The sequence below is a fragment of the Terriglobales bacterium genome (genome assembly GCA_035561515.1).
Classification (GTDB): domain Bacteria; phylum Acidobacteriota; class Terriglobia; order Terriglobales; family Acidobacteriaceae; genus DATMXP01.
The window spans coordinates 106,229-128,117 of sequence record DATMXP010000009.1; the positions used below are offsets into that span (position 1 = coordinate 106,229).

Annotated in this window: 17 protein-coding genes; 6 read left to right on the forward strand and 11 right to left on the reverse strand. The window is 56.8% G+C overall.

Annotation, left to right across the window (positions count from 1 at the left end; genetic code table 11):
- Positions 1–94: 94 nt before the first annotated feature.
- The 6 genes from yihA to VN577_04010 all read right to left on the reverse strand — a co-directional run bounded on the left by yihA (position 95) and on the right by VN577_04010 (position 7,111).
- Entirely contained in the window at positions 95–691 is a 597-nt protein-coding gene (gene yihA / locus VN577_03985) for a ribosome biogenesis GTP-binding protein YihA/YsxC (GenBank protein ID HWR13962.1), read from the reverse strand.
- 41 nt (positions 692–732) lie between these two features.
- A complete protein-coding gene (locus VN577_03990) occupies positions 733–1,560 on the reverse strand; it encodes an ATP-binding cassette domain-containing protein (GenBank protein ID HWR13963.1) in 828 nt (275 codons plus the stop codon).
- Positions 1,560–2,342, reverse strand: a complete 783-nt coding sequence (locus VN577_03995; protein HWR13964.1) for an ABC transporter permease — start codon at positions 2,340–2,342, stop codon at positions 1,560–1,562. The genes VN577_03990 and VN577_03995 overlap by 1 nt, the downstream gene beginning before the upstream one ends.
- An 86-nt stretch (positions 2,343–2,428) precedes the next feature.
- Positions 2,429–2,794, reverse strand: coding sequence for an STAS domain-containing protein (locus tag VN577_04000; protein ID HWR13965.1), 366 nt, complete (start codon positions 2,792–2,794; stop codon positions 2,429–2,431).
- 74 nt (positions 2,795–2,868) lie between these two features.
- On the reverse strand, positions 2,869–4,302 hold the full coding sequence (locus tag VN577_04005; GenBank protein HWR13966.1) for a sigma-54 dependent transcriptional regulator: 1,434 nt from the start codon (positions 4,300–4,302) through the stop codon (positions 2,869–2,871).
- On the reverse strand, positions 4,295–7,111 hold the full coding sequence (locus VN577_04010; protein HWR13967.1) for an ATP-binding protein: 2,817 nt from the start codon (positions 7,109–7,111) through the stop codon (positions 4,295–4,297). The genes VN577_04005 and VN577_04010 overlap by 8 nt, the downstream gene beginning before the upstream one ends.
- A gap of 338 nt (positions 7,112–7,449) precedes the next feature.
- Between VN577_04010 and VN577_04015 the strand changes: the two genes are divergently transcribed.
- The 3 genes from VN577_04015 (at position 7,450) to VN577_04025 (ending at position 9,927) form a co-directional block, all read left to right on the forward strand.
- Positions 7,450–7,686 carry a hypothetical protein gene (locus tag VN577_04015; GenBank protein HWR13968.1) on the forward strand — a complete coding sequence of 79 codons (237 nt, stop codon included), beginning with the start codon at positions 7,450–7,452 and terminating at the stop codon, positions 7,684–7,686.
- A gap of 36 nt (positions 7,687–7,722) precedes the next feature.
- The gene (locus VN577_04020; GenBank protein ID HWR13969.1) at positions 7,723–8,955 is read left to right on the forward strand and encodes an aspartate aminotransferase family protein; all 1,233 of its coding nucleotides are present in this window, start codon (positions 7,723–7,725) and stop codon (positions 8,953–8,955) included.
- Positions 8,956–9,147: 192 nt separating this feature from the next.
- A complete protein-coding gene (locus tag VN577_04025; GenBank protein HWR13970.1) occupies positions 9,148–9,927 on the forward strand; it encodes an alpha/beta fold hydrolase in 780 nt (259 codons plus the stop codon).
- 63 nt (positions 9,928–9,990) lie between these two features.
- On the opposite strand, the gene VN577_04030 is transcribed toward VN577_04025, so the two are convergent.
- Positions 9,991–13,527 (reverse strand): PxKF domain-containing protein, encoded by a 3,537-nt coding sequence (locus tag VN577_04030; GenBank protein ID HWR13971.1) that lies wholly within the window; start codon positions 13,525–13,527, stop codon positions 9,991–9,993.
- Positions 13,528–13,691: 164 nt separating this feature from the next.
- Between VN577_04030 and VN577_04035 the strand changes: the two genes are divergently transcribed.
- The 3 genes from VN577_04035 (at position 13,692) to dps (ending at position 17,421) form a co-directional block, all read left to right on the forward strand.
- Entirely contained in the window at positions 13,692–14,693 is a 1,002-nt protein-coding gene (locus VN577_04035) for a M20/M25/M40 family metallo-hydrolase (protein HWR13972.1), read from the forward strand.
- Positions 14,694–14,715: 22 nt separating this feature from the next.
- Positions 14,716–16,845 (forward strand): thioredoxin domain-containing protein, encoded by a 2,130-nt coding sequence (locus VN577_04040; GenBank protein HWR13973.1) that lies wholly within the window; start codon positions 14,716–14,718, stop codon positions 16,843–16,845.
- A 78-nt stretch (positions 16,846–16,923) separates the two neighbouring features.
- Positions 16,924–17,421, forward strand: a complete 498-nt coding sequence (dps, locus tag VN577_04045) for a DNA starvation/stationary phase protection protein Dps (GenBank protein ID HWR13974.1) — start codon at positions 16,924–16,926, stop codon at positions 17,419–17,421.
- 60 nt (positions 17,422–17,481) lie between these two features.
- Here the strand turns inward: dps and VN577_04050 are convergent, their stop codons facing one another.
- The 4 genes from VN577_04050 to VN577_04065 are packed head-to-tail and all read right to left on the reverse strand — an operon-like array spanning position 17,482 to position 21,887.
- Positions 17,482–17,814 (reverse strand): hypothetical protein, encoded by a 333-nt coding sequence (locus VN577_04050; protein HWR13975.1) that lies wholly within the window; start codon positions 17,812–17,814, stop codon positions 17,482–17,484.
- A 43-nt stretch (positions 17,815–17,857) separates the two neighbouring features.
- The gene (locus VN577_04055) at positions 17,858–19,171 is read right to left on the reverse strand and encodes a heterodisulfide reductase-related iron-sulfur binding cluster (GenBank protein HWR13976.1); all 1,314 of its coding nucleotides are present in this window, start codon (positions 19,169–19,171) and stop codon (positions 17,858–17,860) included.
- On the reverse strand, positions 19,168–20,445 hold the full coding sequence (locus VN577_04060) for an FAD-binding oxidoreductase (GenBank protein ID HWR13977.1): 1,278 nt from the start codon (positions 20,443–20,445) through the stop codon (positions 19,168–19,170). Before VN577_04060 ends, VN577_04055 begins: the two co-directional genes overlap by 4 nt.
- Entirely contained in the window at positions 20,442–21,887 is a 1,446-nt protein-coding gene (locus VN577_04065) for an FAD-linked oxidase C-terminal domain-containing protein (protein ID HWR13978.1), read from the reverse strand. The genes VN577_04060 and VN577_04065 overlap by 4 nt, the downstream gene beginning before the upstream one ends.
- Positions 21,888–21,889 lie beyond the last annotated feature (2 nt).

Here is a 21,889-nt window from a genome sequence, read left to right on the forward strand (position 1 = left end):
GTAGCACGGTTGAGGTACGAAAGTACCTGATCACGAGCGAAGTTTTTTGTCTTGGATTCCCGAAACGGCTGGCGTCCCAAAACGGAGCTGCCGACTACTCCGTCATCCCACAGGCCTGGCCAATCTCACGCCACAATTCGTTGCGCCCGGCCCCCGTTTTCGTTGAATAAGGAAGGATCTGTTCCACCCCGAACGACTGCTTCAAGGTGCGGACCGAATTACTCAGAACATTATTCGAGATACGATCCGCTTTCGTGCCTACGATCACGTGCGGCTTCTGGTTGAACTTCAACCACTCGATCAGTTGCTTATCTTTTTCCTGCGGAGGGATGTTCGTATCCACCAGTACGATGCACAGGGCGAGCGTCTGGCGCTGCTCCAGGTAGGGTTCAATGAATTTCGGCCATTCCGCCGAAATTTCCTTCGAAAGCTTCGCATAACCGTAGCCTGGAAGATCGGCGAAATAGAGCTCAGGACCGCCCTTCCCAGCCCGCCGGACGGCAAAAAAATTGATGCTCCGGGTCCTTCCCGGAGTTGAACTCGTCTTGGCCAGCTTCTCTCCCAAAAGAGAGTTGATCAGGCTCGACTTGCCCACGTTGGATCGTCCCAGGAACGCCACCTCTGGCGGCCCCAGCTTGGGGAAGTGAACAGTGTCCATTGCGGACAGCATGAATTGGGCGGAGACACGCATCGTAACCTTCTAGTTTCCAGCTTGCAGACGCACTTGGCAAGTCAGGCGATGTATTCGCGGATGTACTCGTCGGTACAATTCACCAGTTCATGTACCGTGCCATCGAAGATAATCTTGGCGTCCCTGAGAATCAGAAACGTCGAGGGTGCCTCAATCTTGCTACCCTCGGGGATGGGCACCATGTGCCCGGCTTTCTCGTCGAAGTAGTTCGATACCATCGTGAAGGTGTCGGGAAGCCGGTGAGTCGCCATCAGCGCGCTGGTGTGATACACGTCCCGCTGTTTCACCAAGAGTTCAATGATGGTCGTTGAGGTTACCGGATCTAATCCGGCCGTCGGAGAGTCATAAAGGATCACCTGCGGTTGCGTAATGATGGCCCGCGCTATGGCCACCCTTCGGCGCATTCCACCGGAGAGTTCCGAAGGAAACTGCTCGAACGTGGGTTCCAATTCAACGAACCGAAGCGCTTCGCGCACTCGGCGATCAATCTCATCCTGGGGTACGCCCTCTTCGATAAGACGGTATCCCACGTTCTCCCAGACTTTGAGCGAGTCAAACAGCGCGCTTTCCTGGAACACCATGCCCACTTGGCGTCGCAATTCGAATAAGTCGTCCTCCTTCATGGCATTCACATGTTGCCCCAGAAGAAAGATGTCGCCTTTGTCCGGTTTGATCAGCCCCAGTGCCAGCTTCAGGATGGTGCTCTTTCCTGATCCCAGGACGCCAAGCATCATCTTCGTCTCACCGCGGTTCAATTCGAACGAAATATCGTCGAGCACCACATTCCGATCGAAGGCAATGGACACGTGATCAAAGATCACGGTTTTTTCCACTGCAAGTTGATCGTTCGTGGGCGGAGCGGTCGACATCAGCCGACCCGCATAAAGACCATGAGGAGTTTGGTGAAGAAGAAGTCTATGACCACAATGAGCACGGAAGCTGCTACCACGGCCTGCGTGGTCGCGCGACCCACCCCTTGGGTTCCACCTTTAGCGGAGAGACCGTAATAACACCCGACGCTCGCGATGATAAATCCGAAGAGCAAAGGCTTTGTCAGGCCCATGAAGACGTCGGGAAACTCCAGCGACTGCCAGGCTTTCGACCAGTACTGGTTGCTATCGAGACCCAAGGCAAAACGGGCCACCACCCAACCACCCGCCAGTCCGACAAGGTCGCTCAGGATCGTCAGCACGAAAAGCATTGTCACTGCGGCAATCAGCCGAGGCGTAACCAACTTTTTCGTCGGATCGGTTCCAAGCGCCCGCATGGCGTCGATCTGCTCGGTCACCTTCATGGATCCCAATTCGCTCGCGATACCCGAGGAGTTTCTTCCCGCAACCATCAATCCCGTCAACACAGGACCCAGTTCGCGGACCATCGTCAGGCTGACGAGCTGGCCGGTAAGCGAAAGCGATCCAAAGCGTTGCAATGTATTGGAACTCTGCAGGGCGAGCACGGCCCCGATGGAGAATCCGGTCAGCGCGACCACGGGAAGTGACCCTACGCCGATTAGGTCAGCTTGCATCAGTGTGTCGGCCAGGTATCGTGGTTTCCGAAACAGGTTCGCAACCGCCTGCATGCACAGGACGGAGTACTCCTGAACTGCCAATACACTGTCTTTAGCGATGTCAGTCGGAGACCGTAATTGCATGTCGGGCTTAGCCGGACTTCTTTGGATTGGCTACGCGGAACTATAACAGAAGCTCAAATGAAGCGCCTATACCGATTACCGATCTTCTAGCTTGCGGCGCTTTGACGATAAAGAGCCTTCTCGGCTTCTTCGACCGTATCGTACATCTTCAGTAGCTGCCCAACTCTCGTGACCGTGAGGATCCGTTGCGCCATGCCATGAACGCCGGCCAGCGCCAGTTTCTTGCCGGATTTCTCGCGCGTCACATAGGCGTTCACGAGGAAACCAATTGCCGCGGAATCTATGTAGGAAAGATCGCTCACGTCGAGTACAAGCGTCGGCTCCGGATGAGAGTCCCAAATTTCCTGGAAGGCCACCAGGTGCTCTAGTACCAGCGGTCCCGAAACAGAAAGGATGGCGCACCCCGGGTGGATACCATTTCGAATCGTTACCGAGAACTCATTGTTGGCCATGCGCACCCCTAATGTAGACAGCAACGGCGCCTGATGCAACGCTAAGGTGAATAAAGCTGGGAGTAACGAGCAGGCTATTCGCGTGCCCGCTTTTTAATTTCGATGTTAAGGCGTTTGATCTTCTGGTTAAGTGTCGAAAGTGGTATTCGGAACCGCTCCGCCGCGTCTGTCTGATTCCATGCGCATTTTTCCAGCATGTCGACAATCAGGCGACGTTCGCATTCTTCTACCAATTCGAACAGCGACGCGTCGGGACGGTGATCAAGCAGTTGCAATCCGGCGGAGCGGCCAACGATATTGTCGGGAAGCAAATCAACGCCGATGTTGCTTGTTGAACTGAGCACAACTGCGCGCTCCATCACGTTTTCCAGTTCCCGAACGTTGCCGGGCCAGGTGTAATCCAGCAGGCTGCGCAGCGCTTCCGGTGAAATTTGCCGGGGCCCGCGCTCGTTCTCAGCAGCGAACTTATGCAGAAAGTGTTCCACGAGCAGCGGAATATCTTCCTTGCGGCTACGCAATGCTGGGAGGTCGATCGTAATCACGTTCAACCGGTAATAGAGGTCCTCGCGGAACTTGCCTTCCTTTACCAGTTGCTTGAGGTCGACGTTGGTGGCGGCAATGATCCTTACGTCCACCTGGATTTCCTGCACCCCGCCCAGGTGCATGAACTTTCTGTCCTGGAGCACGCGCAATATCTTCGCCTGCGTCTCCACGCCCATGGTGCCGATTTCATCCAGAAACAATGTGCCACGGTCGGCAATCTCGAACAGGCCCTTCTTGGAAGCGATCGCACTCGTGAACGCGCCCTTCACGTGACCAAATAGCGTGGACTCGAGCAGGTCTGTCGGCATCGCGCCGGTATTGACCGGAACAAACGGGCGGTCTTTGCGCGGCGAATTCATGTGAATCGCCTTCGCAATCAGTTCCTTGCCCGTGCCGCTTTCGCCCTGCAACAGCACCGTTGAGCGGCTGGGCGCCACTTGCGCCACCAGATCAAAAATCTTCAGCATCGGCTCGCTCTTGCCGATGATGTTCTCGAAGTTGTAGCGCTGCTTCAGGGCGCGCTTCAGTTGGACGTTTTCTTCTTCCGCCCTGCGTCGTGCGATGGCCGCACGGATATCCGCCAGCAGCTTTTCGTTGTCCCAGGGCTTTTGAACGAAGTTCGCCGCTCCGCCCTGCATCGCCAGCACGGCATTTTCAACCGTGCCATAAGCCGTAATCAGAATGACAGCCAGCGACGGATCGCGATCGCGAATTTCGTGCAGGATCTCCAGTCCGTTGCGGTCGGGAAGGGCATAGTCCAGCAGAATCAAGTCGTACGGCTGCTCCGCAATCTTGTTCAAGCCCTCTTCGCCACTGCCGGCCGTTTGGACGGTGTAGTCTTCCATCTCCAGCAACGTCAGAAGTGATTCCCGGATTGCAGCCTCGTCGTCGATGATTAGAATCGTACCGGGTGAATTCGTATCGCTCATGTGGGGACGTCTAGAGATAACCGCGGCCTCAGACATTGACAGCCTTCCTCACCAGTGGAAACTCAAGGTAGAACGTCGTCCCCTCGCCAACACGGCTCTCCACCTGAATTTTCCCTGCGTGTTCCTGGATGATTCCGTAAGTAACTGACAATCCCAATCCTGTACCTTTTCTGCCTTCGCGCGCGCCGTTCTTCGTCGTGAAGAACGGGTCGTAGATCCGTTGGATATGTTCCTGCGCGATACCGCTGCCGGAATCCGATACTGTGACTTTTACGCCGTCGCCGTTCGCCGTTGCGACAGTGAGCGTGCCTCCACCAGGCATCGCATCTTTCGCGTTCAGGAACAAGTTTAGAAAGACTTGCTGCAATTTGCCTGCGTTGCCATTGATCGTGGGCAGCCCTTCCAGCAGTTGCTCATCCACTTTGACCCGCGCTGACTTGAATTGATGCTCCACGAGAGCGAGAGTTTCATGGATCACCTTGTTCAAGTCGACTTGGCTGAACTCGCTTCCGCTCGTACGCGAAAAATTCAGCAGGCTGTTCACAATCTCCGATGCACGGAACGTCTGGCGCGTGATCTTCTCCAGCAAAGACGCCTGCTTCTCGTTCCCGTTGAGTTGCTTCTGCAGCATCTGCGCGTACGAGGAGATTACCGCCAGCGGCGTATTCACTTCATGTGCCACACCCGCTGCCAACAGGCCGATCGAAGACATCTTCTCTGCCTGCGAAAGCTGCGATTCCAGTTCAATCCGTTCGGTGATGTCGTCCACGATGATCAAGCGCCCGATCACGTTGAACTGCTTCGTCACGAGCGGCGCTATGGCAATGTTCGTGATTCGCGCGTCTCCGGCCGGTGTCGTCAGCCGGAACTTGTACATGTTATGAATGCCCGGCGTCTGGCGTACGCGGTAAAACTCCGACGCAAACGTAGACGGGAACACTTCGCCGATGGGCCGGCCTAAAGCCTCTGCACGAGGAGTCGCGTACATCACTTCCATCTGCGAATTCCAAAACTCCACGCGATCCTCGAGATCCACGGCCAGTACGCCGACGCTGATCGACTCCACGATGTTTTCGTTGAAGTCCTTCAGTCGCTCGTACTCCACTACCTTCTGTTCCAGCGACGCATACAGTCGCGCGTTCTGGATTGCAATTCCGATGTAGCCAGCCAGCGTCTCCAACAGTTCCACATCTTCGCTGGAGAGGAAATCCCCATCAGAGGTCTTGCCCAATCCCATGACGGCGATCGTCCGCCCTTGTACCGTGCAGCGAATGAAATAGTTCAGATCCAACTTCGCGATCGTCGTCTGCGCGCCCGGGGTCTCTCTCACCACTTGGTGCGTGTTGTCGAAGAAAAGGTGTCCCGCCGATTCTTCCGGCCGCTGTACGGTCAGGAAACTCAAGTCCAGGTCGCTGGTGCCCGTCATGCCAAATGACTTCGCCAGGGTGAACGAGTTTTGATCATCAGACAGGAATATCGCCATGCGCGATACAAGCAGTGTTCGCGAAAGGCGGTCCACCACCGAACTCAGCATTCGATCGATATCGGTCTGGGCGCTCAGTTCACGTCCGAATTCAATCAGCGTGCGACGGTAGTCATAGCGCTTGCGGTAGAAGAACCGGTCGAGTTTCTCTTGGAACCAGTTCTTCATTGGATCGAACAGCAGCGCCGTCACTACCATGGCCGCGATCAGGCCGGCAGGTCCTGCACTTGGTACTTGCTTGTGAACGATTTCTGCCGCGATACCGATGGCCGCGAAATACACACCTGCGATGAATGCCGCCGCCAGCGTGTAGGCCATGCCTCGCTTGAAAATCAGGTCCACGTCCATCAGGCGATAACGGAAGATGGCGTATCCAAACGTCAGCGGCAGGAACACAAGGCACAACACCGAGAGCTTCATCATTGCTCCCGGCGTACTGCCATTTAGGTAGGGAATTACGTAGAACAGCGTGAACGGCAGCACAGCAAGCGTTGCGCCACGCGTCACCCATTTCATCTGCTGACGCAGGATCGGCGTCTCTGCCCTGTAATAGCTGTGCCACAGCACACCAACTGCGACAACGAAGTACGTCGCCAGGTATGAATACTCAACCCGGTCGAGAGTGAACCTCAGAACCTCGCTCGGTTCCAGCAGGGTGAGCACCACCACGTGCAAGCCCACCAGGATCGCGCCCGGCAAATAGATCAGCGGTGTCAGCCACCAGTTCTCGCGAACCGCCTTCTTAGGCTCCGGGAAGGTCAGCACAAAGTGCAGGAACAACGCAGGCTGCAACATGTGTGCTGCAACGTTCGACCACAGAATGATCCAGTCGAACAAGTTCAGCTTCCCTGTGTAGTGGAACGAATAAAAGACGAACGAGGTGAGGCAGAATATGTAAAAGTGCGTCGCCCGTGGAGCCGTCCAGCGCCTGAGCAGAACGTATAACCCAATTCCCAGATAAATCAGCGCAATCAGCCGCAGTCCCGAGTTCAGCGACTTATCGAACGGGACTAGAATCACCGCCACATTCAGCGGCACGTCTCCACGCTCTAGGGCGTAATTGGCTTTTGAATAGATCCCGGTCCGGTATAACTGCCTCGTCAGGCCGGCGATGTTGGTGATTTCGCTGTCATTAATTGCCGTAACGACGTCGCCCACCCGGATACCACCTCTGGCTCCGGGGCCATCGGCATCCACCCGTTGCGCCAGCAGGTGGCCGTTGTGTTCAATCCACCAGACACCGTCGTAGGGCGTTTCAAACTGGCGTTCCTTTTGGAAGTTGATCCAGGCGAAGGTTCCGGCGGCTGCCGTGATAAGGAACAGCACCAGCGCGAGAAACCGGACTTGAAAATCTTTTGTCATCGGCCGATGAGGACTGCCGGAGGAAGCCAGCCTTGCCGACCGAGGCTTCCGCTCTGTCTCTACTTGCAACCGGCTTGCCAGATCAGTCGTGGCCATGAATCTGCGTAAGTGTCTAAAAAAAAGGAGCTTACATAATTTTAACAGCTTTTCGGGACGCGAAATTCCGAAAATGGGATTTGAATCTTGATTTCCGTAAGCACCGAATACCTCAGGACTTAAGGCCTCCGTAATTCCGTAACTGCGTCTTTCGGCAAAGATTTCCTTCATCACTGAAATAACCAACAGTGAGCTCTGGGTAATACAATCAATGTCTTGAACCGCCAAACAGGAGCCATTGCTTGACGGAAGATTTGAATCTGGAAGAGTTGAAACGTCGCCTCAAGGAAGGCGATTATCTGGAGATCACAACCGGAGGCGGTGCCTACGAGGTCTGGGCCGAGCCATTGGCTAGTCCTCCCGCCGTTTACTTCGAAGGGGAGCAACACCCCATAGCCGAGTTGGACAATATCGCCCAACGCATCCTCGCCGACATGCATAGCGGCGAGATTCGCTGTCGCTGGGTGGAAGACGACTAACCTGAACTAGTATTTTCGGAGATTACGGAGCGCAAATTGGATACAGCTGTCATGGAAGTCAAAGAGCAGAGTTCCGCTACGTCGGATGTCATGGAACTGGAGAAGCAATACCTCCTCGGTACCTATGCCCGTTTTCCTGTCGTTCTCGAAAAGGGTAAGGGCGTTTTCGTTCAGGATGTAAACGGCAAGAAGTACCTGGACTTGGTTTCCGGGTTGGGCGTTAACGCTCTCGGCTATGCCCATCCGCGAATCGTGAAGGTCATTCGCGAGCAATCGGCCAAACTGGTACACGTCTCGAATCTCTACTACAACCAGTTTCAAGGCCCACTCGCAAAGAAACTCGTCGAACTCTCCGGTTTGCCGCGTGTCTTCTTCTCAAACACCGGTACGGAGGCCATCGACGGCGCCATTAAGTTCGCTCGCGCTTATGCCAGGAAGACTGGCCGCGAGGGCAAGTTCAAGCTTGTTGCGGCCACCAACTCCTTCCACGGACGAACCTACGGCGGCATGTCTCTAACGGCTACAGCCAAGTATCGTGACGATTTCAAGCCGCTGCTGGATGGCGTCACGTTCGTTCCGCTCAACGATATAGGCGCACTTCGCGAAGCCGTGACCGACGATACCTGTGCCGTTTTCCTCGAGACCGTACAAGGAGAAGGCGGCATCTTCGAATGCTCCGCGGATTACCTGCACACGGCCCGTCAACTCTGCACCCAGCACCACGCCGCACTCGTGCTCGATGAGATCCAGTGCGGACTCGGCCGTACCGGAGAGATGTTCGCGTTCAAACACCACGACATCGTCCCCGACATTCTGACGCTCGCCAAGCCGATCGCTGGCGGCCTGCCTCTCGGTGCGATCCTGGTAAACGACGAGATTGCCGCATCCATTGGTTCTGGTAAGCACGGCACCACGTTTGGTGGAGGGCCGCTCGCCTGCCGTGTCGCCCTCGAATACCTTGCCATTGTTGAAGAAACTAACCTGATCGAGCACGTTCGCAAGGTCGGCAGTTATTTCCACGGCGAGTTAACGAACCTTTTGGAGAAGTTCTCCATCGCCAAGGAGGTTCGCGGTCGTGGCCTCATGCTTGCCCTCGAACTCAACGTACCTTCACGTCCTTACGTGGACGCTGCGCTCGCTGAAGGCGTCCTCATGAACAGCACTCACGACACGACCATTCGGTTTTTGCCTCCCTTTATCGTGGAAGAAAAGCACATCGATAAAGCGCTGAAGGTCCTGAAGAAAGTTCTGAAGAAGAAGTTGAGCTGAGAACAGACAAAAAGGAGGGGAGTTCGAGAGAACTCCCCTTCACAGAAGCGACAGAGGCGATATCGAAAGATAAGAATCCTGAGATGCGCCTCATGGTTGCCAAGCCTCGGAAAAATCGTGAACTCTACCTCCGTCAGTCCGCCGCCCGTCGCGCACGCGGAGGAGTGTTGGGCGTCCCTGAACTCCCACAGAATGCGCTACTTACGGTCGGGCAGTGGCCAGCCTTTGCTCCTTGTTCACGGATTATTAGGTTATTCCTTCTCCTGGCGGTTCAATCTCGAAGAACTCGGCCGTATTCGGACCGTCATCGCTCCCGACCTTCTCGGAACCGGGTTCTCAGACCGGAGCTCGGAAATAGACTGCAGCGCACGTGCTTCTGCTGATCGCATGTTTCAACTCATGGATCAGCTCGGTATCGAGAGTACCGATCTGCTCGGCACCTCGCATGGAGGCGGTGTCGCCGTGATGATGGCGAACGTAGCGCCACAGCGGATTCGCAAGCTCATCCTCGTTGCGCCAGTGAATCCTTGGTCTCCACACGGCAAACTCATCACGAAAATCCTCGCAACTCGGTTCGCCCAGTTGACGTTTCCCAGAGTCGCCACGGCTTTCCAGGCAACGTCCCGATTCTGGCTGGCCCGTCTATATGGTGATCCGGCGCGCATTTCCCCGGGAACTCTCGAAGGCTATACGGCGCCCATCGCGCTTCCCGGTACATGGCAGTATGGTCTGAACGTGATCGCTTGCTGGCACGATGACCTGCGCGAACTCGAGCATGCGTATGCTCACATCAGCCAGCCGACCCTACTGCTCTGGGGAGAAAAAGACGCAGCCGTCTATGCTTCCTCTGCTGCCGAAGTAAAAAAACGTATTCCCCACGCCGAGCTTCAAGTCTTGCCTGGCGTTGGCCATTTGCCGTATGAGGAAACCCCACAACTCTTCAATCAATCTGTGATCGATTTCTTGCGCTGATTGCGCTCCACAAAAATTAGGCCGGCCCGAAAGGGACCGGCCTGCAGTTTGCATAACGTACTACTACCTTAGCTTCACAACCGTGTTCTGCGTCTTTCCATCGTCAAAGCCAAGCAGGATGCTGTAGCAACCCGGTGCGACACCCTTGGTCTGCCAATTGAAGTGGAACAGTCCAGTGGTGGAGTCATACATCAAGCTGGAAGCTCCCGGCGTACCCGGATCGAACGGCTCGCCATCCGCCACTCCCGCGCAGTCGCCGTTGTAAGCAATTTGCAGGGACGTAATCGAAGACAGATTGCCTCCGTTTCCGCCTTGTCCGTTCTTAAGCATCCACTTTAGCGGTAGCGTGCTGCCTGCCTTGTAAGGACCGATTCCGTTGACCGGAGCCAGGAATCCGCTCCACGCATACGACACCGTGTAGCTGACGCTCACAGGTGCAGCTAGGTTCCCAGCCGCATCCTGTGCGCCGCTGCACGTCGCCGTGAAGGTACCCACGCCGTTCGCGGTGCCGCCGGTAATGCTCAGCGTTGCATATGTGCTGATGGCCGACACCGTATCGGTAGTGCTGCAGCCTGCGGCAGGTACCGATCCCAGTGTGTAATCCGCGCCATCGGTAACGCCAGTCACAGTGACGACTGGAGGAGTTGTGTCAACAACGCTGACCTTGAACTCGCCAGTCGTGGAGTTGTGACGGGCATCTTCGGTTGTGCATGAAACAGTGTTGACGCCCAGCGGGAACGTGCTGCCCGAAGCCGGATTGCACAGCACCGAGGTAGCACCATCATTGCTGTCCAGAGCCGAAACCGTGTACGTCACTACCGCGCCGGACGGACTCGTCGCTTCCACCGTGAAATCAGCAGGTAGCGTCAGAACCGGAGGCGTCTTGTCGACCGGCAGGTTGAAGTAAGCGACTGGCATATCGTGATCCGACAGTCTCTCCGGACGATTTGCGTCACTTCTATATACCTCCGGGAAGTCAGCGTCGTTGCGTGCGATTGCAAATCGCGACAACTTCGGCATCATCCCCTGGTTTACCAGGATGTGGTCCAGCGTCTGGGCCGACCCGAAATTGATATAGGAGTACTGCTGTTCTGCCGGAAGCAGTGTCAGCAGATCTGTCAGGTCTGGGTCGACCAGGTCAGGGCTTGCCAGCAACACGTTTTCAGGCGCGGTTGGCGTCCCTTTGATCGTCCCCATCATGTCCACGTAGCCGTCGTTCACGTCAAACGCGTTGTAGTCACCAACGCTGACAATATTCGCCGTCGGGTCGCCGGTCTGGAAGCCCTGGATCAGGTTTGCCAGTTCTTCCGCCTGCGCTCTCCGCTTCGCGCGGATGCGAAGACCATCGCTGCCATCGATCCCGGTCAGCGAACGCAGGTGATTGACGATCACGATGAACTTCGTCGTTTCCTTTTCGTTCGTCACACTTGCGTCCAGCACCAGCGGCGGCCGGTCATTCAACATCGCTTGCTGCCCGTCCGTCGGGTCCGTGTAGGTGCTGTCCTTGTTGTACTGAACAACGCTGTTCACCTGCACGCGCGATGTCTTCACCAGGAAGCCAACATCGATGCCGCCCGGATCGTTGCCCTCAGCCAGGAATCCTTGGTACTGCGGATCCTGCGCACCACCAGCGACGGCGTCGGAATTAATCTGCGCCGCCAGCGTCTGGATCGTGCTGAGGTTCTCCATCTCTTCCACGCCAATAATGTCTGGCATGTTCATGACGTTCCGAATCGCGAGCGATGCTTTCTTCAAACGGTTCGCATATGCGGTCGGCGTCAGTACTGCATCGCCACCCGCATCGTTCGTCGAGTCGTAAAACCGCTCCATGTTGAAGTTCGCGACGGTGAATTCCTTGCTCAGGTCCGGTGTCGGCACCGGGATTGCATCGCTACCCGGGGCAAGGATCGTCGGAGCCGTATCCGTCAGGATCGTGTACGCATGTTGGCCGAAGTCGAGCGGACCGGTCAGGTCGCCGACTACCGCCCCCGTGGCCACGTCAATCGCGGTCGAACTCGATTGACCTCTGCTGTCCACGCGAATGCGTTGTGGTTCACTGTTCCATGTTGGAATGCAGCACGGCGGATTCGGGACCGGAGCAGGCTGCTCAATGCCGGCTCCGCGGAATGGCCGCGGCAATCCCGGCAGCGTTCCGAAGAACACGCCGTTGGTCGTAGCCGTCGCGTTCGCCTCGCTCTTGAACCCGCCCGTCGGTGCCACCACGTTCAGCGTGTCCACGTGCACCCGCATGCCTTCGTATTTCTCGAGCTGATCGAAAGCGCCATCCGGGTTGATATCTGCCGCCGTGATCACAACCGGGTTTGGCAATGGATTGCCGCTCGAAATCTTCGCGACAATCGGGCTACCCGACAACTCCGTCTGTGGTGCGGCAGCTGGATCGCTGGAACTTGCGAACTCCTGCACATTACCCTGTACGTTCACCAGGTCGCCTTTTGCAACTGTCGGAGCCGATGACGTAAATACCAGCAACCCGTCCGATGTCGTCGGATCGCCATCCCCATCGAGATCTTGCAGGAAGAAGCCATTGCTCTTCACCGCCGTAACCACGCCGGTGGTCTTCACCGCCTGACCTTCATACGGAGAGCGTGTGCCGCTCCCTTGGATCTGCATGATCGTCAGTTGCTGCGCATTGACCGACAGGTTGATGTTCGCCGTCGCCGTATGTCCCTGTCCGTCTACAGCGCTGGCCACGATCGTTTTCGGACCTGATGCCACTCCGCCTGGCAACGTGTAATTCAACGTAAAGTTCAGATCGGCCGCGATCGCGTCCCCGTGAGTTCCGTCGTCATACAGCGGCGCATTGTCGGCTCCGCCGATGGATGTCAGGTTCGCCGTTACGCTCACGCCGGTTGTTGAACTGGGCGTCACCGCCACCACGAACACAACCGTACCGCCCTGGTCGACGGAGGTAGGGTTCACCGTTCCGGCCGCTGTAATTCCTTGCTCTTGCCCGATGCACGCCGAAGCCATGTTCTGCGGATTAGGCGTGCCGCTGGTACCGTCCAACAGAGTGTAGTCGCTGGCGTTGTTATCTGTGTCCTGGCCATTTCCGAGTGCGCCGCCCGGCTTGCGCTCGTAGCTGCGATTCGTATTGGTCGTCAGTCGAATTGAAAGAACGGTCCCTTCCTTGTAGGCCGATGTGGTGCTCAGCCCAACCTGGTCGATGATGACGCTCGACGCATTCAACAGTGCAATGCCGCCGTCGTCCGTCACGCCAGTTGCGTAGGACTGATCGCCCGTGACGCTTCCGCTATATCCGCTCGAAGCTGTATTCGTCGCCAGGAAGTGGCAACCGGGATTCAGTACCGTGCCGGCCGCGATGGTGACCCGTGTTCCGGTTGTTCCCGAGGAATTGGACCCGTTGATTTTCCAGCCGCCGATTGCGACCGGGGAAGAGGACAGATTATAAAGCTCAATGAACTCGTCGTTACCACCCTGGGGACCGCGCGTACGGAACTCGCTGATCACCACGGTATCAGATCCAGCAAACGCTGGCGTTACAAATAAGACGCAGATGTACAGCAGACACACCAGCGTCAGGAATGCGATAGAGGAAGAAGCAAATTTTCGGTGAGTCATAGACGCCCGAAGTATGCCAACCAGAGTTGCCGTCTGCAATGACTTCTCGATGAAAAAATGGTGAAAAATCCCATTTTTGATCTGCCGGTGGAAAACTACTTCCCTCAAAGCGCAAAAGTGTGCACCCGAACGGCATAAAGTTCCTGAATTGATATCCTGTTGACATGGATCCTATCCGCTTCACGCGCGAACTGATCGACATCGAATCCATCACGGGAAACGAAGCGCAAGTGGGCGACTTCATCGCAGAACGCCTCTCCCGCCTCGGCTACCAGGTGCAGAAAGGCCCGGTCGAGCGTCATCGTTTCAATGTGCTTGCATTGCCCCCGCATTCGCCCGTGCCGCCAGTCGTTTTTTCCACCCACATGGACACCGTTCCTCCCTTTATTCCTTCTTGGGAAGATGAACGTCGCGTCTATGGACGTGGTGCCTGCGACGCTAAAGGGATCATCGCCGCCCAGACCGCAGCCGCCATTCGATTGCGTGATGATGGTTTTGCAGCGGGCCTGCTGTTCGTCGTCGGAGAAGAGAAAGATAGTCTTGGCGCAAAAGTCGCCAACGAACACCCGATCGGCAGCAAGTTCCTCATCAACGGCGAGCCCACTGAAAACAAGGTCGCCACGGCATCCAAGGGCTCTCTGCGCGTCGAACTCATCGCCGAAGGCAGGATGGCCCACTCTGCTTACCCGGAACTCGGTGAATCCGCCATCGACAAACTCGTCGAAGCGATGCATCGTCTCCGCAAGATGCACCTGCCCAACAACCCTGAGATTGGCCCCTCAACCTTGAATATCGGAGTCATCGAAGGCGGACGTGCTCCCAACGTCATCTCCGATCACGCCCGCGCCCAGGCCCTCATCCGCCTCGTCGGACCCTCGGAAGATATCCGTCGCAACATCGTTGATGGTGTCCGCGACCTCGTTCGCGTCGAGTTCCCGTTGGAAATACCCTTTGTGAAACTCCGCACCTTCCCCAGTTTGCCCAGCATGGTGGCCGCTTTTACCACTGATATCCCGAAACTCAGCAATTGGGGAGAACCCGTGCTGATCGGTCCCGGTTCCATTCACGTCGCCCACACTGAAAACGAATACATTGAGAAAGAGCAGCTAATGCGCGCCGTTGACATCTATTACCAGATTGGGCGCGAACTCGCCGCTCAGGCCTAAGTTCATTCGGAAACAATCATTCATGACCACACAGACCCACGCTACCAACTCGCTCGCTCATGCCTCGTCTTCTTATCTCCGCTCTGCCATGCACCAGCCGATTCGCTGGTTCGAATGGGGCGCGGAAGCTTTCGAAACCGCAACGCGAGAGAACAAGCCGATTCTCCTCGACATCGGTGCAGTCTGGTGTCACTGGTGCCATGTCATGGACCGCGAGTCTTACGACGATCCCGGAGTCGCCCAGATCGTCAATGAAAACTACGTCGCGATTAAAGTAGATCGCGACGAACGCCCCGACATCGACAGCCGGTACCAGTCCGCCATCTCGGCGATGACCGGCCAGGGCGGATGGCCTCTAACCGCATTCCTCACGCCCGACGGCAAGCCCTTCTTCGGTGGAACCTACTTTCCGCCAGTTGATGGCTACGGACGGCCCAGCTTTAAGCGCGTGCTGCTCACCCTCGCCCAGGCTTTCAAAGAAAAGCGTGCCGATGTCGACGAGCAGGCCCAGACCGTCATGAACATGATTGCTCGCTCGGAAACGTTCGCCGGACGCGAGCAGGAACCTGTCTCGCCTCAGATCGTGGACCACATCGTTGGTTCCGCCCAGGGCATGTTCGATTCGCGCCACGGAGGCTTCGGTAGCGCTCCCAAATTCCCACACTCCTCCGCAATCGATCTGCTGTTGCATCGATACGCGCGGACTGGCGATCCGGATGTAAAAGAGATTTGCGTCAAGACGCTCGAGAAAATGGCTCGTGGCGGAATCTACGATCAGCTCGCCGGAGGCTTCCACCGGTACTCCGTCGACGAACGCTGGGTCGTTCCGCACTTCGAGAAGATGTCTTACGACAACTCCGAACTGCTGAAAAACTTCGTTCACGGCTACCAGGCAACCGGCAATCCGTTCTTCGCTGCTGTCGCCAAAGACATCATTCGCTGGATGGATGAATGGCTCAGCGACCGGGAGCGTGGCGGCTTCTATGCCTCGCAAGATGCCGACTACTCCATGGACGACGACGGCGACTATTTCACATGGACACTCGACGAAGCTCGCGCCGTCCTCACCGGCGACGAACTGAAGGTCGCCGCCGATTACTACGACATCGGCGAAGTCGGCGACATGCACCACAATCATCTGAAAAACGTGCTCTTTGTGAAGTCGTCGCTTGAAGAAATTGCCGTCCGCAATGGCATGCAAATCGACCGTGCCTCCAATCTGCTCGATTCGGCGAAGCAGAAGATGTACGCTGCGCGCCTGAAGCGCCCAACCCCTTACGTCGACAAAACCGTGTACGTCAACTGGAATGGCCTCTGCATCTCCGCTTACTTGCAAGCCGCCACCGTTCTCAGCCTTGATGCTGCCCGCCAATTCGCTCTCAAGTCGCTTGACCGCATCCTCGCGGAAGGCTGGAACCCGCAGACCGGACTCAGGCACGTGATCGCCTACTCCGATCCGAAGGCCGCCGATCGCAAATCCAGCGGCTTTCTCGACGACTACACATTCGTAGGACTCGCCTGCCTCGACGCCTACGAAGCAACGGGCAACATCCGTTACTTCGAGTCCGCTCGCGCTATTGCCGATCACCTCATCCGGAATTTTTACGATGAGCAGGCTGGCGGCTTCTTCGACGCTCCAAAATCATCCGCCGATGCAAAGCAACTGGGTGCTCTCACCGCCCAACGCAAGCCCTTCCAGGATTCGCCAACTCCCTCCGGCAATAGCTCAGCCGCCATCCTTCTACTGAAACTTCACGGATTCACCAATGATGTCTCTTACCGTGTCAGGGCCGAAAAGACCCTCGGTCTTTTTGCCGGACTGGCAGAACAGGTGGGCATCTTTGCCGGAACCTACGGCATTGCGTCCGTCTGGCTCATGCGTCCTCATACCCAGGTTGTCGTCATCGGCAACGACCAGGCCGCCCAGCATCTCTACGCGGCCGCAGTTGCTCCGTTCGCACTGAACAAGTCGCTAATCCGCGTCGTTGAGGTCCAACAGCTTCCACCCGCGCTTGCCGAAACTGTGCCGAACATCCCCGCAGTGCAGGAAGGGAAGTCTGTTGCCGTCGTGTGCTCCAACTTCACCTGCCTGCCTCCCATGAGTGGCCCAGACCAGCTTGCCAATACGTTGGCCGAGGTTTTATCGAGGTGAACCTGCCTGTGAGTTGTGCCAATTTCATGCATCGGCGCGGCACGTGCATCAATCAAATCCGTAGAGGTATAGAGGATCATGCCGACAGCACTACAGAACGACAAAACGTTTAAAAGCAGTATCGAAATCCCCCAACGATCCAGGATTATTGAGATCCTGAACGCACGCCTCGCCGATTCCACCGACCTTAAAACCCAGACGAAGTTTGCTCATTGGAACGTCAAGGGCCCGCAGTTTTTTCAGCTTCATGAGTTGTTCGACCAGGTCGCCCCGCACTTTGATGATTATGCCGACCTGCTCGCTGAGCGCGCTGTCCAGTTGGGCGGAGTAGCAAATGGCACTCTCCGTCAGGCCGCGGCTGCCTCTTCCATTTCCGAATACGATTTCGAAGCCATCACCGGAACCGAGCACGTGCGCGCACTGGTAAAGAATATTGCCAGGTTTGCAGCGCTCGTCCGCGAAGCCATCGACCAGACCGACGGCCTCGGCGACAAGGATACCGCCGACATATTCACCGAGATCTCGCGTCAGGTTGACAAGGACCTCTGGTTCCTCGAAGCTCACGTACAGGCATAACTCCGGCCGAAAGCAAAAAGCCCGCCATTTCCTCGGCGGGCTTTGTTAGTCAAACGGAAATCACTTCCTTACTAACAAGATGATCAGTGCAACTGTGACGATCAGGTTCCACAATGCCATGGCGGCAACCCACCTGTAGTAACGGTTATTCCTGTCGCTCAAGAACTGCATCGTCTGTGCTACCGCGGCAAACTTGTCCTTCGTCTGTTTGAAGTTCTCGTCGATGGTGTAGCGCATCTCCGTGAACTGCTGGTCAACCGCCAGCGCGCTTTTTTCGAGTTCCACAACACGTGCCTCCAGTGTTGCTGCGCCGGAGTTCTGCCGCCAGGTCGCAATACTGTGCTTGCCCAACTCAACTAACGCCGGCATCAGGAACTTAAGGTACGCACCCATGAGACCTCCAGGTTTGTCTGAGGGAAGAGTGAAAGAGGAAACATCAGTAGACTTCGTTCATCAGTTCGACCACATGTGCCACACGGCTCTTCATCCCGCGCTGCTCCACACCCGCGCGTAGCTGTAGCATACAGCCCACGTTTGCCGTAGCAATTACGTCCGCATCCACGCTCTGTACATCGTCCATCTTCGCAGCCAACAGTTTCATCGAAAGCGAATTCTGCACCACGTTGTACACGCCGGCGCTTCCGCAGCAGATATCGGAGTTCGGCATTTCCACCACTTCTGCTCCGATTGCCTTCAGCAATTGCCTCGGTGCCGTGCGGATCTTCTGCGCGTGTGCGAGGTGGCAGGGGTCCTGGTACGTCACTCGCTTGCCGAGAGGCCTCAATGGCTTACGCGGTCCAATCTCAGCCAGGTATTCATTGATGTCGCGCATCTTCGCCACGAACTGCTTCGCCTTCTCCGCATATTCCGGATCGTCCTTCAACAGTTCGTCGTATTCCTTCAGTGTGCCGCCGCATCCCGCCGCGTTCGTCACGATTGCATCGATGCTGTCATCCAGGCATGCATCGATATTTTTCCGCGCCAGTGCCCGCGCATCATCGAGTCTTCCTGCGTGCGCATGCAACGCTCCACAGCAACTCTGTTTTTCCGGCAGCACCACCGAAACGCCGTTCTTGCACAGAACGCGTACCGTCGCCCGGTTCAACTCGGCGAACGAAACGCTGGCGATGCATCCGGCCAGCAACGCTACATGTCCGCGATTTTCACCTTCCGCCGGAAACACCATCCCGAATTCATTGAACGAGAAGTCGTCATCCACTCGCGGCGCGAGCGACTCCAGCTTCTTCAGTCCCAACAGAGACAGCACTCCGCTCGTTCGCACCAGCTTCTGCAATCCTGAACGCTGGTAGAACCGCAACAGCTTCGCGCCGCGGATAAGGACATCGTTCCGCTGCAGCACCGTCCCGTAGAAATAATTCCGAATCTTCCGTTCAAGCCACGGACGCTTGTAATTTGCTTCAATTTCCGTTCGAGCGCGTTCAACGATGTGGCCATACGAAACGCCCGACGGACACGCCGTCTGGCACCCCAGGCATCCGAGACACCGGTCAATGTGCTCGACGAAAGAATCCTGTATCGGCAGCCGGCCTTCATCCACTTGCAGGATCTGGTAAATGCGTCCGCGCGGAGAATCAGCCTCTAATCCGAGCACGCGATAGGTCGGGCACTGCTGCAAACACAATCCGCAGTGGATACACTTCGAGTACAGCTCCCATGTGGGGCGATCGTTTGTCGTGAAATTCGAGTGCTTGGGAATTTCTGTCTCGGTCGTCGTAGGCGCGGTACTCAGAGTAGGAACCTCCCGCGATTCAGATTGTCCTTCGGACTAAGCGCGCGCTTGGCCGCCATCATCGCATCCATGTTATTGGGACTCGTGCCCCACACGCTAATCTCAGGTTTCAGCGATACCGGGCAGCGCATCACCACCGTCGACGCATCTCGTGGCAAGCTCTTGCGGAGTTCGCGAATGCACCCGACGTAGTTCTCGGCCATGCCGCCATTCAATGCCATCAGCAGAAAACCCACTCCGATGCGTCCCCAGGCCTGTAACTCGAGATGGTTCTCACCTGCCAGGCGCTCCATGGTTCCGATTACCTCTCCACCGCTGTTCGGCGGAACCGAAACTGCAACCTTGACCGGCGACTCGTTCCCCAGCTTTTCCACGCGGTCCCAGAACGTGTGCTCCGGCGACCCGTCAAATGCCGCCGTTACCGCCGACCCGAGCTCCGACCCATACCTCGCGAGTACGCGATCGCTTCCCCCTGCGCGTACCGCAATCGTCCATGTGCCACCAACAGATGCTTTAGGCGACAGCAATTCCAGGCATATGGGTGACAAAGGAGACGCCATCACAAAATCCCGAAACTCGATGGCTTCATTCAGCGATGCGAACTCGCATACGAACGTTCTGGTCGCAACCGGGTGAGGGAAGAGCTTGAAACTCGCCGACGTGATCACCGCCAGTGTCCCGTAGCTGCCGATCATCAACTTCATCAGGTCAAAGCCGGCGACATTCTTCACCACGCGCCCGCCGCCCTTCGCCGCCTTGCCTTCCGCCGTAACGAACCTCACCCCAAGGCAGAAGTCGCGCAGTCCTCCGAAGAAGTGCCGATGTGGTCCGCTCGCCGCAACCGCCATGGCGCCGCCAATCGTCACTCGATCCGCGTTTGCAATGTCGATGGGGAACACTTGTCCTTGATCGCGGACCAGGCTCTGCAACTCGCTGATCGTAACCCCGGCGCCCACGCCGATCGTCAGGTCGCCCGGATCGTAATGCTCAATCCCTGTCAGCCTCTCCGTTCGCAGCAGTAGGTCAACGGCCGTCGGGATGTTTCCAATCTCCTGGTGAACGAATCCGCCGGCCGGCACCACGTTCAAGTCGTGCTCGTACGCATACCGCAACACCGCCGCGACTTCTTCCACCGATCCCGGCGTCACAGCAATTGCTGGCGTTACTCCGTCGATCGTCAGGTCCTTCAGCTTCTGCGGCGCTTCCACCACGTATTGTTCGCCGACAATCGACGACAATTCGTTCATTCGCACTGATGTGGCCATCGTGCTCATCCGGCCACCTCCGCCACCACTTCCGGAGGACGTACGGTCGATACCACTCCCTCGCGGCAGCCACGTGTCATCGGAAACACCTTCTGCGGATTCATCGTTCCTTCCGGGTTGAAGGCGTCATGTAGCCGCTTCATCACATCAAGATCGTCTTCCGTGAACAGCAGCGACATCAGCGCCTGCTTCTCCATCCCGACGCCATGTTCACCCGTGATCGTTCCGCCCATCTTGATGCACTGCGCACAGATGTCGAATCCTGCCTGGTGCGTCCGTTCTACCTGTGCCGGGTCTCGCAGGTCGAACATGATCGCCGGATGCAGGTTTCCATCTCCCGCATGAAAGATGTTGCCGATCCGCTGGTTGTACTTCTTGCTGATCCCTTCGATGAATCGCAGGATCTCCGGAATCTTTGTCCTCGGCACCACCACGTCCTGCGAGTAGTATGCCGGCGTAATCCGCCCCAGCGACGCGAACGCCGTCTTGCGTCCCTTCCACAACAGCGCGCGCTCCGCATCATCTTTTGCCCGACGAACATCCCGGGCTTGATGTCGCTCACAAACTGCCTTCACCGACTCGGCCTGTTCTTCGACGGCCTCTCGCAATCCCTCCAACTCGATCAGCAACACCGCACCCGAATCTCTAGGGAATCCTGCATGAGTCGCATCTTCCACCGCGCGCAACGTCACGCCATCCAGCATCTCCAGGGCCGCCGGAGTGATTCCCGCTGACGTAATGGCCGTCACCGTGTTCGCAGCGTCGTCAACCGTGTTGTAGATCGCCAGCAGCGTCGCCACCGACTCCGCCACGCGCGTCAACCGTACCGTAATTTTTGTAACGATTCCGATGAGTCCTTCTGACCCCGTGAAAAATCCTGTCAGGTCGAATCCCACCGAATCTGCGGCCTTGCCGCCGAACTCCACCACTTCGCCGGAAGGCAACACCACTTCCAGCCCGGTTATGTGATTGACGGTTACGCCCTGAGCGAGGGTGTGCGGACCACCCGAGTTCTCCGCCACATTTCCGCCGATCGTCGACGCCCTCTGGCTCGAAGGATCCGGTGCGAAGTACAAACCATTCTTTGCGACCCGCGCCGAAAGCTCCGTGTTCACCACGCCGGGCTGTACCACCGCACGCCGGTTCGGCACGTCCACTTCGAGGATGCGCCCCATCCGCGAGAACGTCACCACGATTCCGCCCTGCCGCGGCACCGATCCGCCGCTCAGGCCTGTTCCCGCTCCGCGTGGAACAATCGGAATCTTGTACTTGTTCGCCGTCTTGACGATGGCGACCACATGCTCGGTTGATTGGGGAAGCACCACCAGGTCAGGCGTGCCTTTTGCCAGGGAAGCGTCGTACTCATAGACCATCAGGTCTTCCGGACGATCGAGTACAGACTCTTTGCCCAGTAGTTTCTTAAGTTCTTTGCTGGCAGCGCGAATCGACATGG

Excerpts from the sequence above, each read along its gene's own strand:
- VN577_04050 (HWR13975.1), bottom strand. The coding sequence starts at position 17,814 with ATGGGTGCGTACCTTAAGTTCCTGATGCCGGCGTTAGTTGAGTTGGGC.
- VN577_04065 (HWR13978.1), bottom strand. The coding sequence starts at position 21,887 with ATGTCGATTCGCGCTGCCAGCAAAGAACTTAAGAAACTACTGGGCAAA.
- VN577_04040 (HWR13973.1), top strand. The coding sequence starts at position 14,716 with ATGACCACACAGACCCACGCTACCAACTCGCTCGCTCATGCCTCGTCT.
- VN577_04030 (HWR13971.1), bottom strand. The coding sequence starts at position 13,527 with ATGACTCACCGAAAATTTGCTTCTTCCTCTATCGCATTCCTGACGCTG.
- VN577_04060 (HWR13977.1), bottom strand. The coding sequence starts at position 20,445 with ATGAGCACGATGGCCACATCAGTGCGAATGAACGAATTGTCGTCGATT.
- yihA (HWR13962.1), bottom strand. The coding sequence starts at position 691 with ATGCGTGTCTCCGCCCAATTCATGCTGTCCGCAATGGACACTGTTCAC.
- VN577_04010 (HWR13967.1), bottom strand. The coding sequence starts at position 7,111 with ATGACAAAAGATTTTCAAGTCCGGTTTCTCGCGCTGGTGCTGTTCCTT.
- VN577_04005 (HWR13966.1), bottom strand. The coding sequence starts at position 4,302 with ATGTCTGAGGCCGCGGTTATCTCTAGACGTCCCCACATGAGCGATACG.
- VN577_04035 (HWR13972.1), top strand. The coding sequence starts at position 13,692 with ATGGATCCTATCCGCTTCACGCGCGAACTGATCGACATCGAATCCATC.
- VN577_04025 (HWR13970.1), top strand. The coding sequence starts at position 9,148 with ATGCGCTACTTACGGTCGGGCAGTGGCCAGCCTTTGCTCCTTGTTCAC.
- dps (HWR13974.1), top strand. The coding sequence starts at position 16,924 with ATGCCGACAGCACTACAGAACGACAAAACGTTTAAAAGCAGTATCGAA.
- VN577_04000 (HWR13965.1), bottom strand. The coding sequence starts at position 2,794 with ATGGCCAACAATGAGTTCTCGGTAACGATTCGAAATGGTATCCACCCG.
- VN577_03990 (HWR13963.1), bottom strand. The coding sequence starts at position 1,560 with ATGTCGACCGCTCCGCCCACGAACGATCAACTTGCAGTGGAAAAAACC.
- VN577_03995 (HWR13964.1), bottom strand. The coding sequence starts at position 2,342 with ATGCAATTACGGTCTCCGACTGACATCGCTAAAGACAGTGTATTGGCA.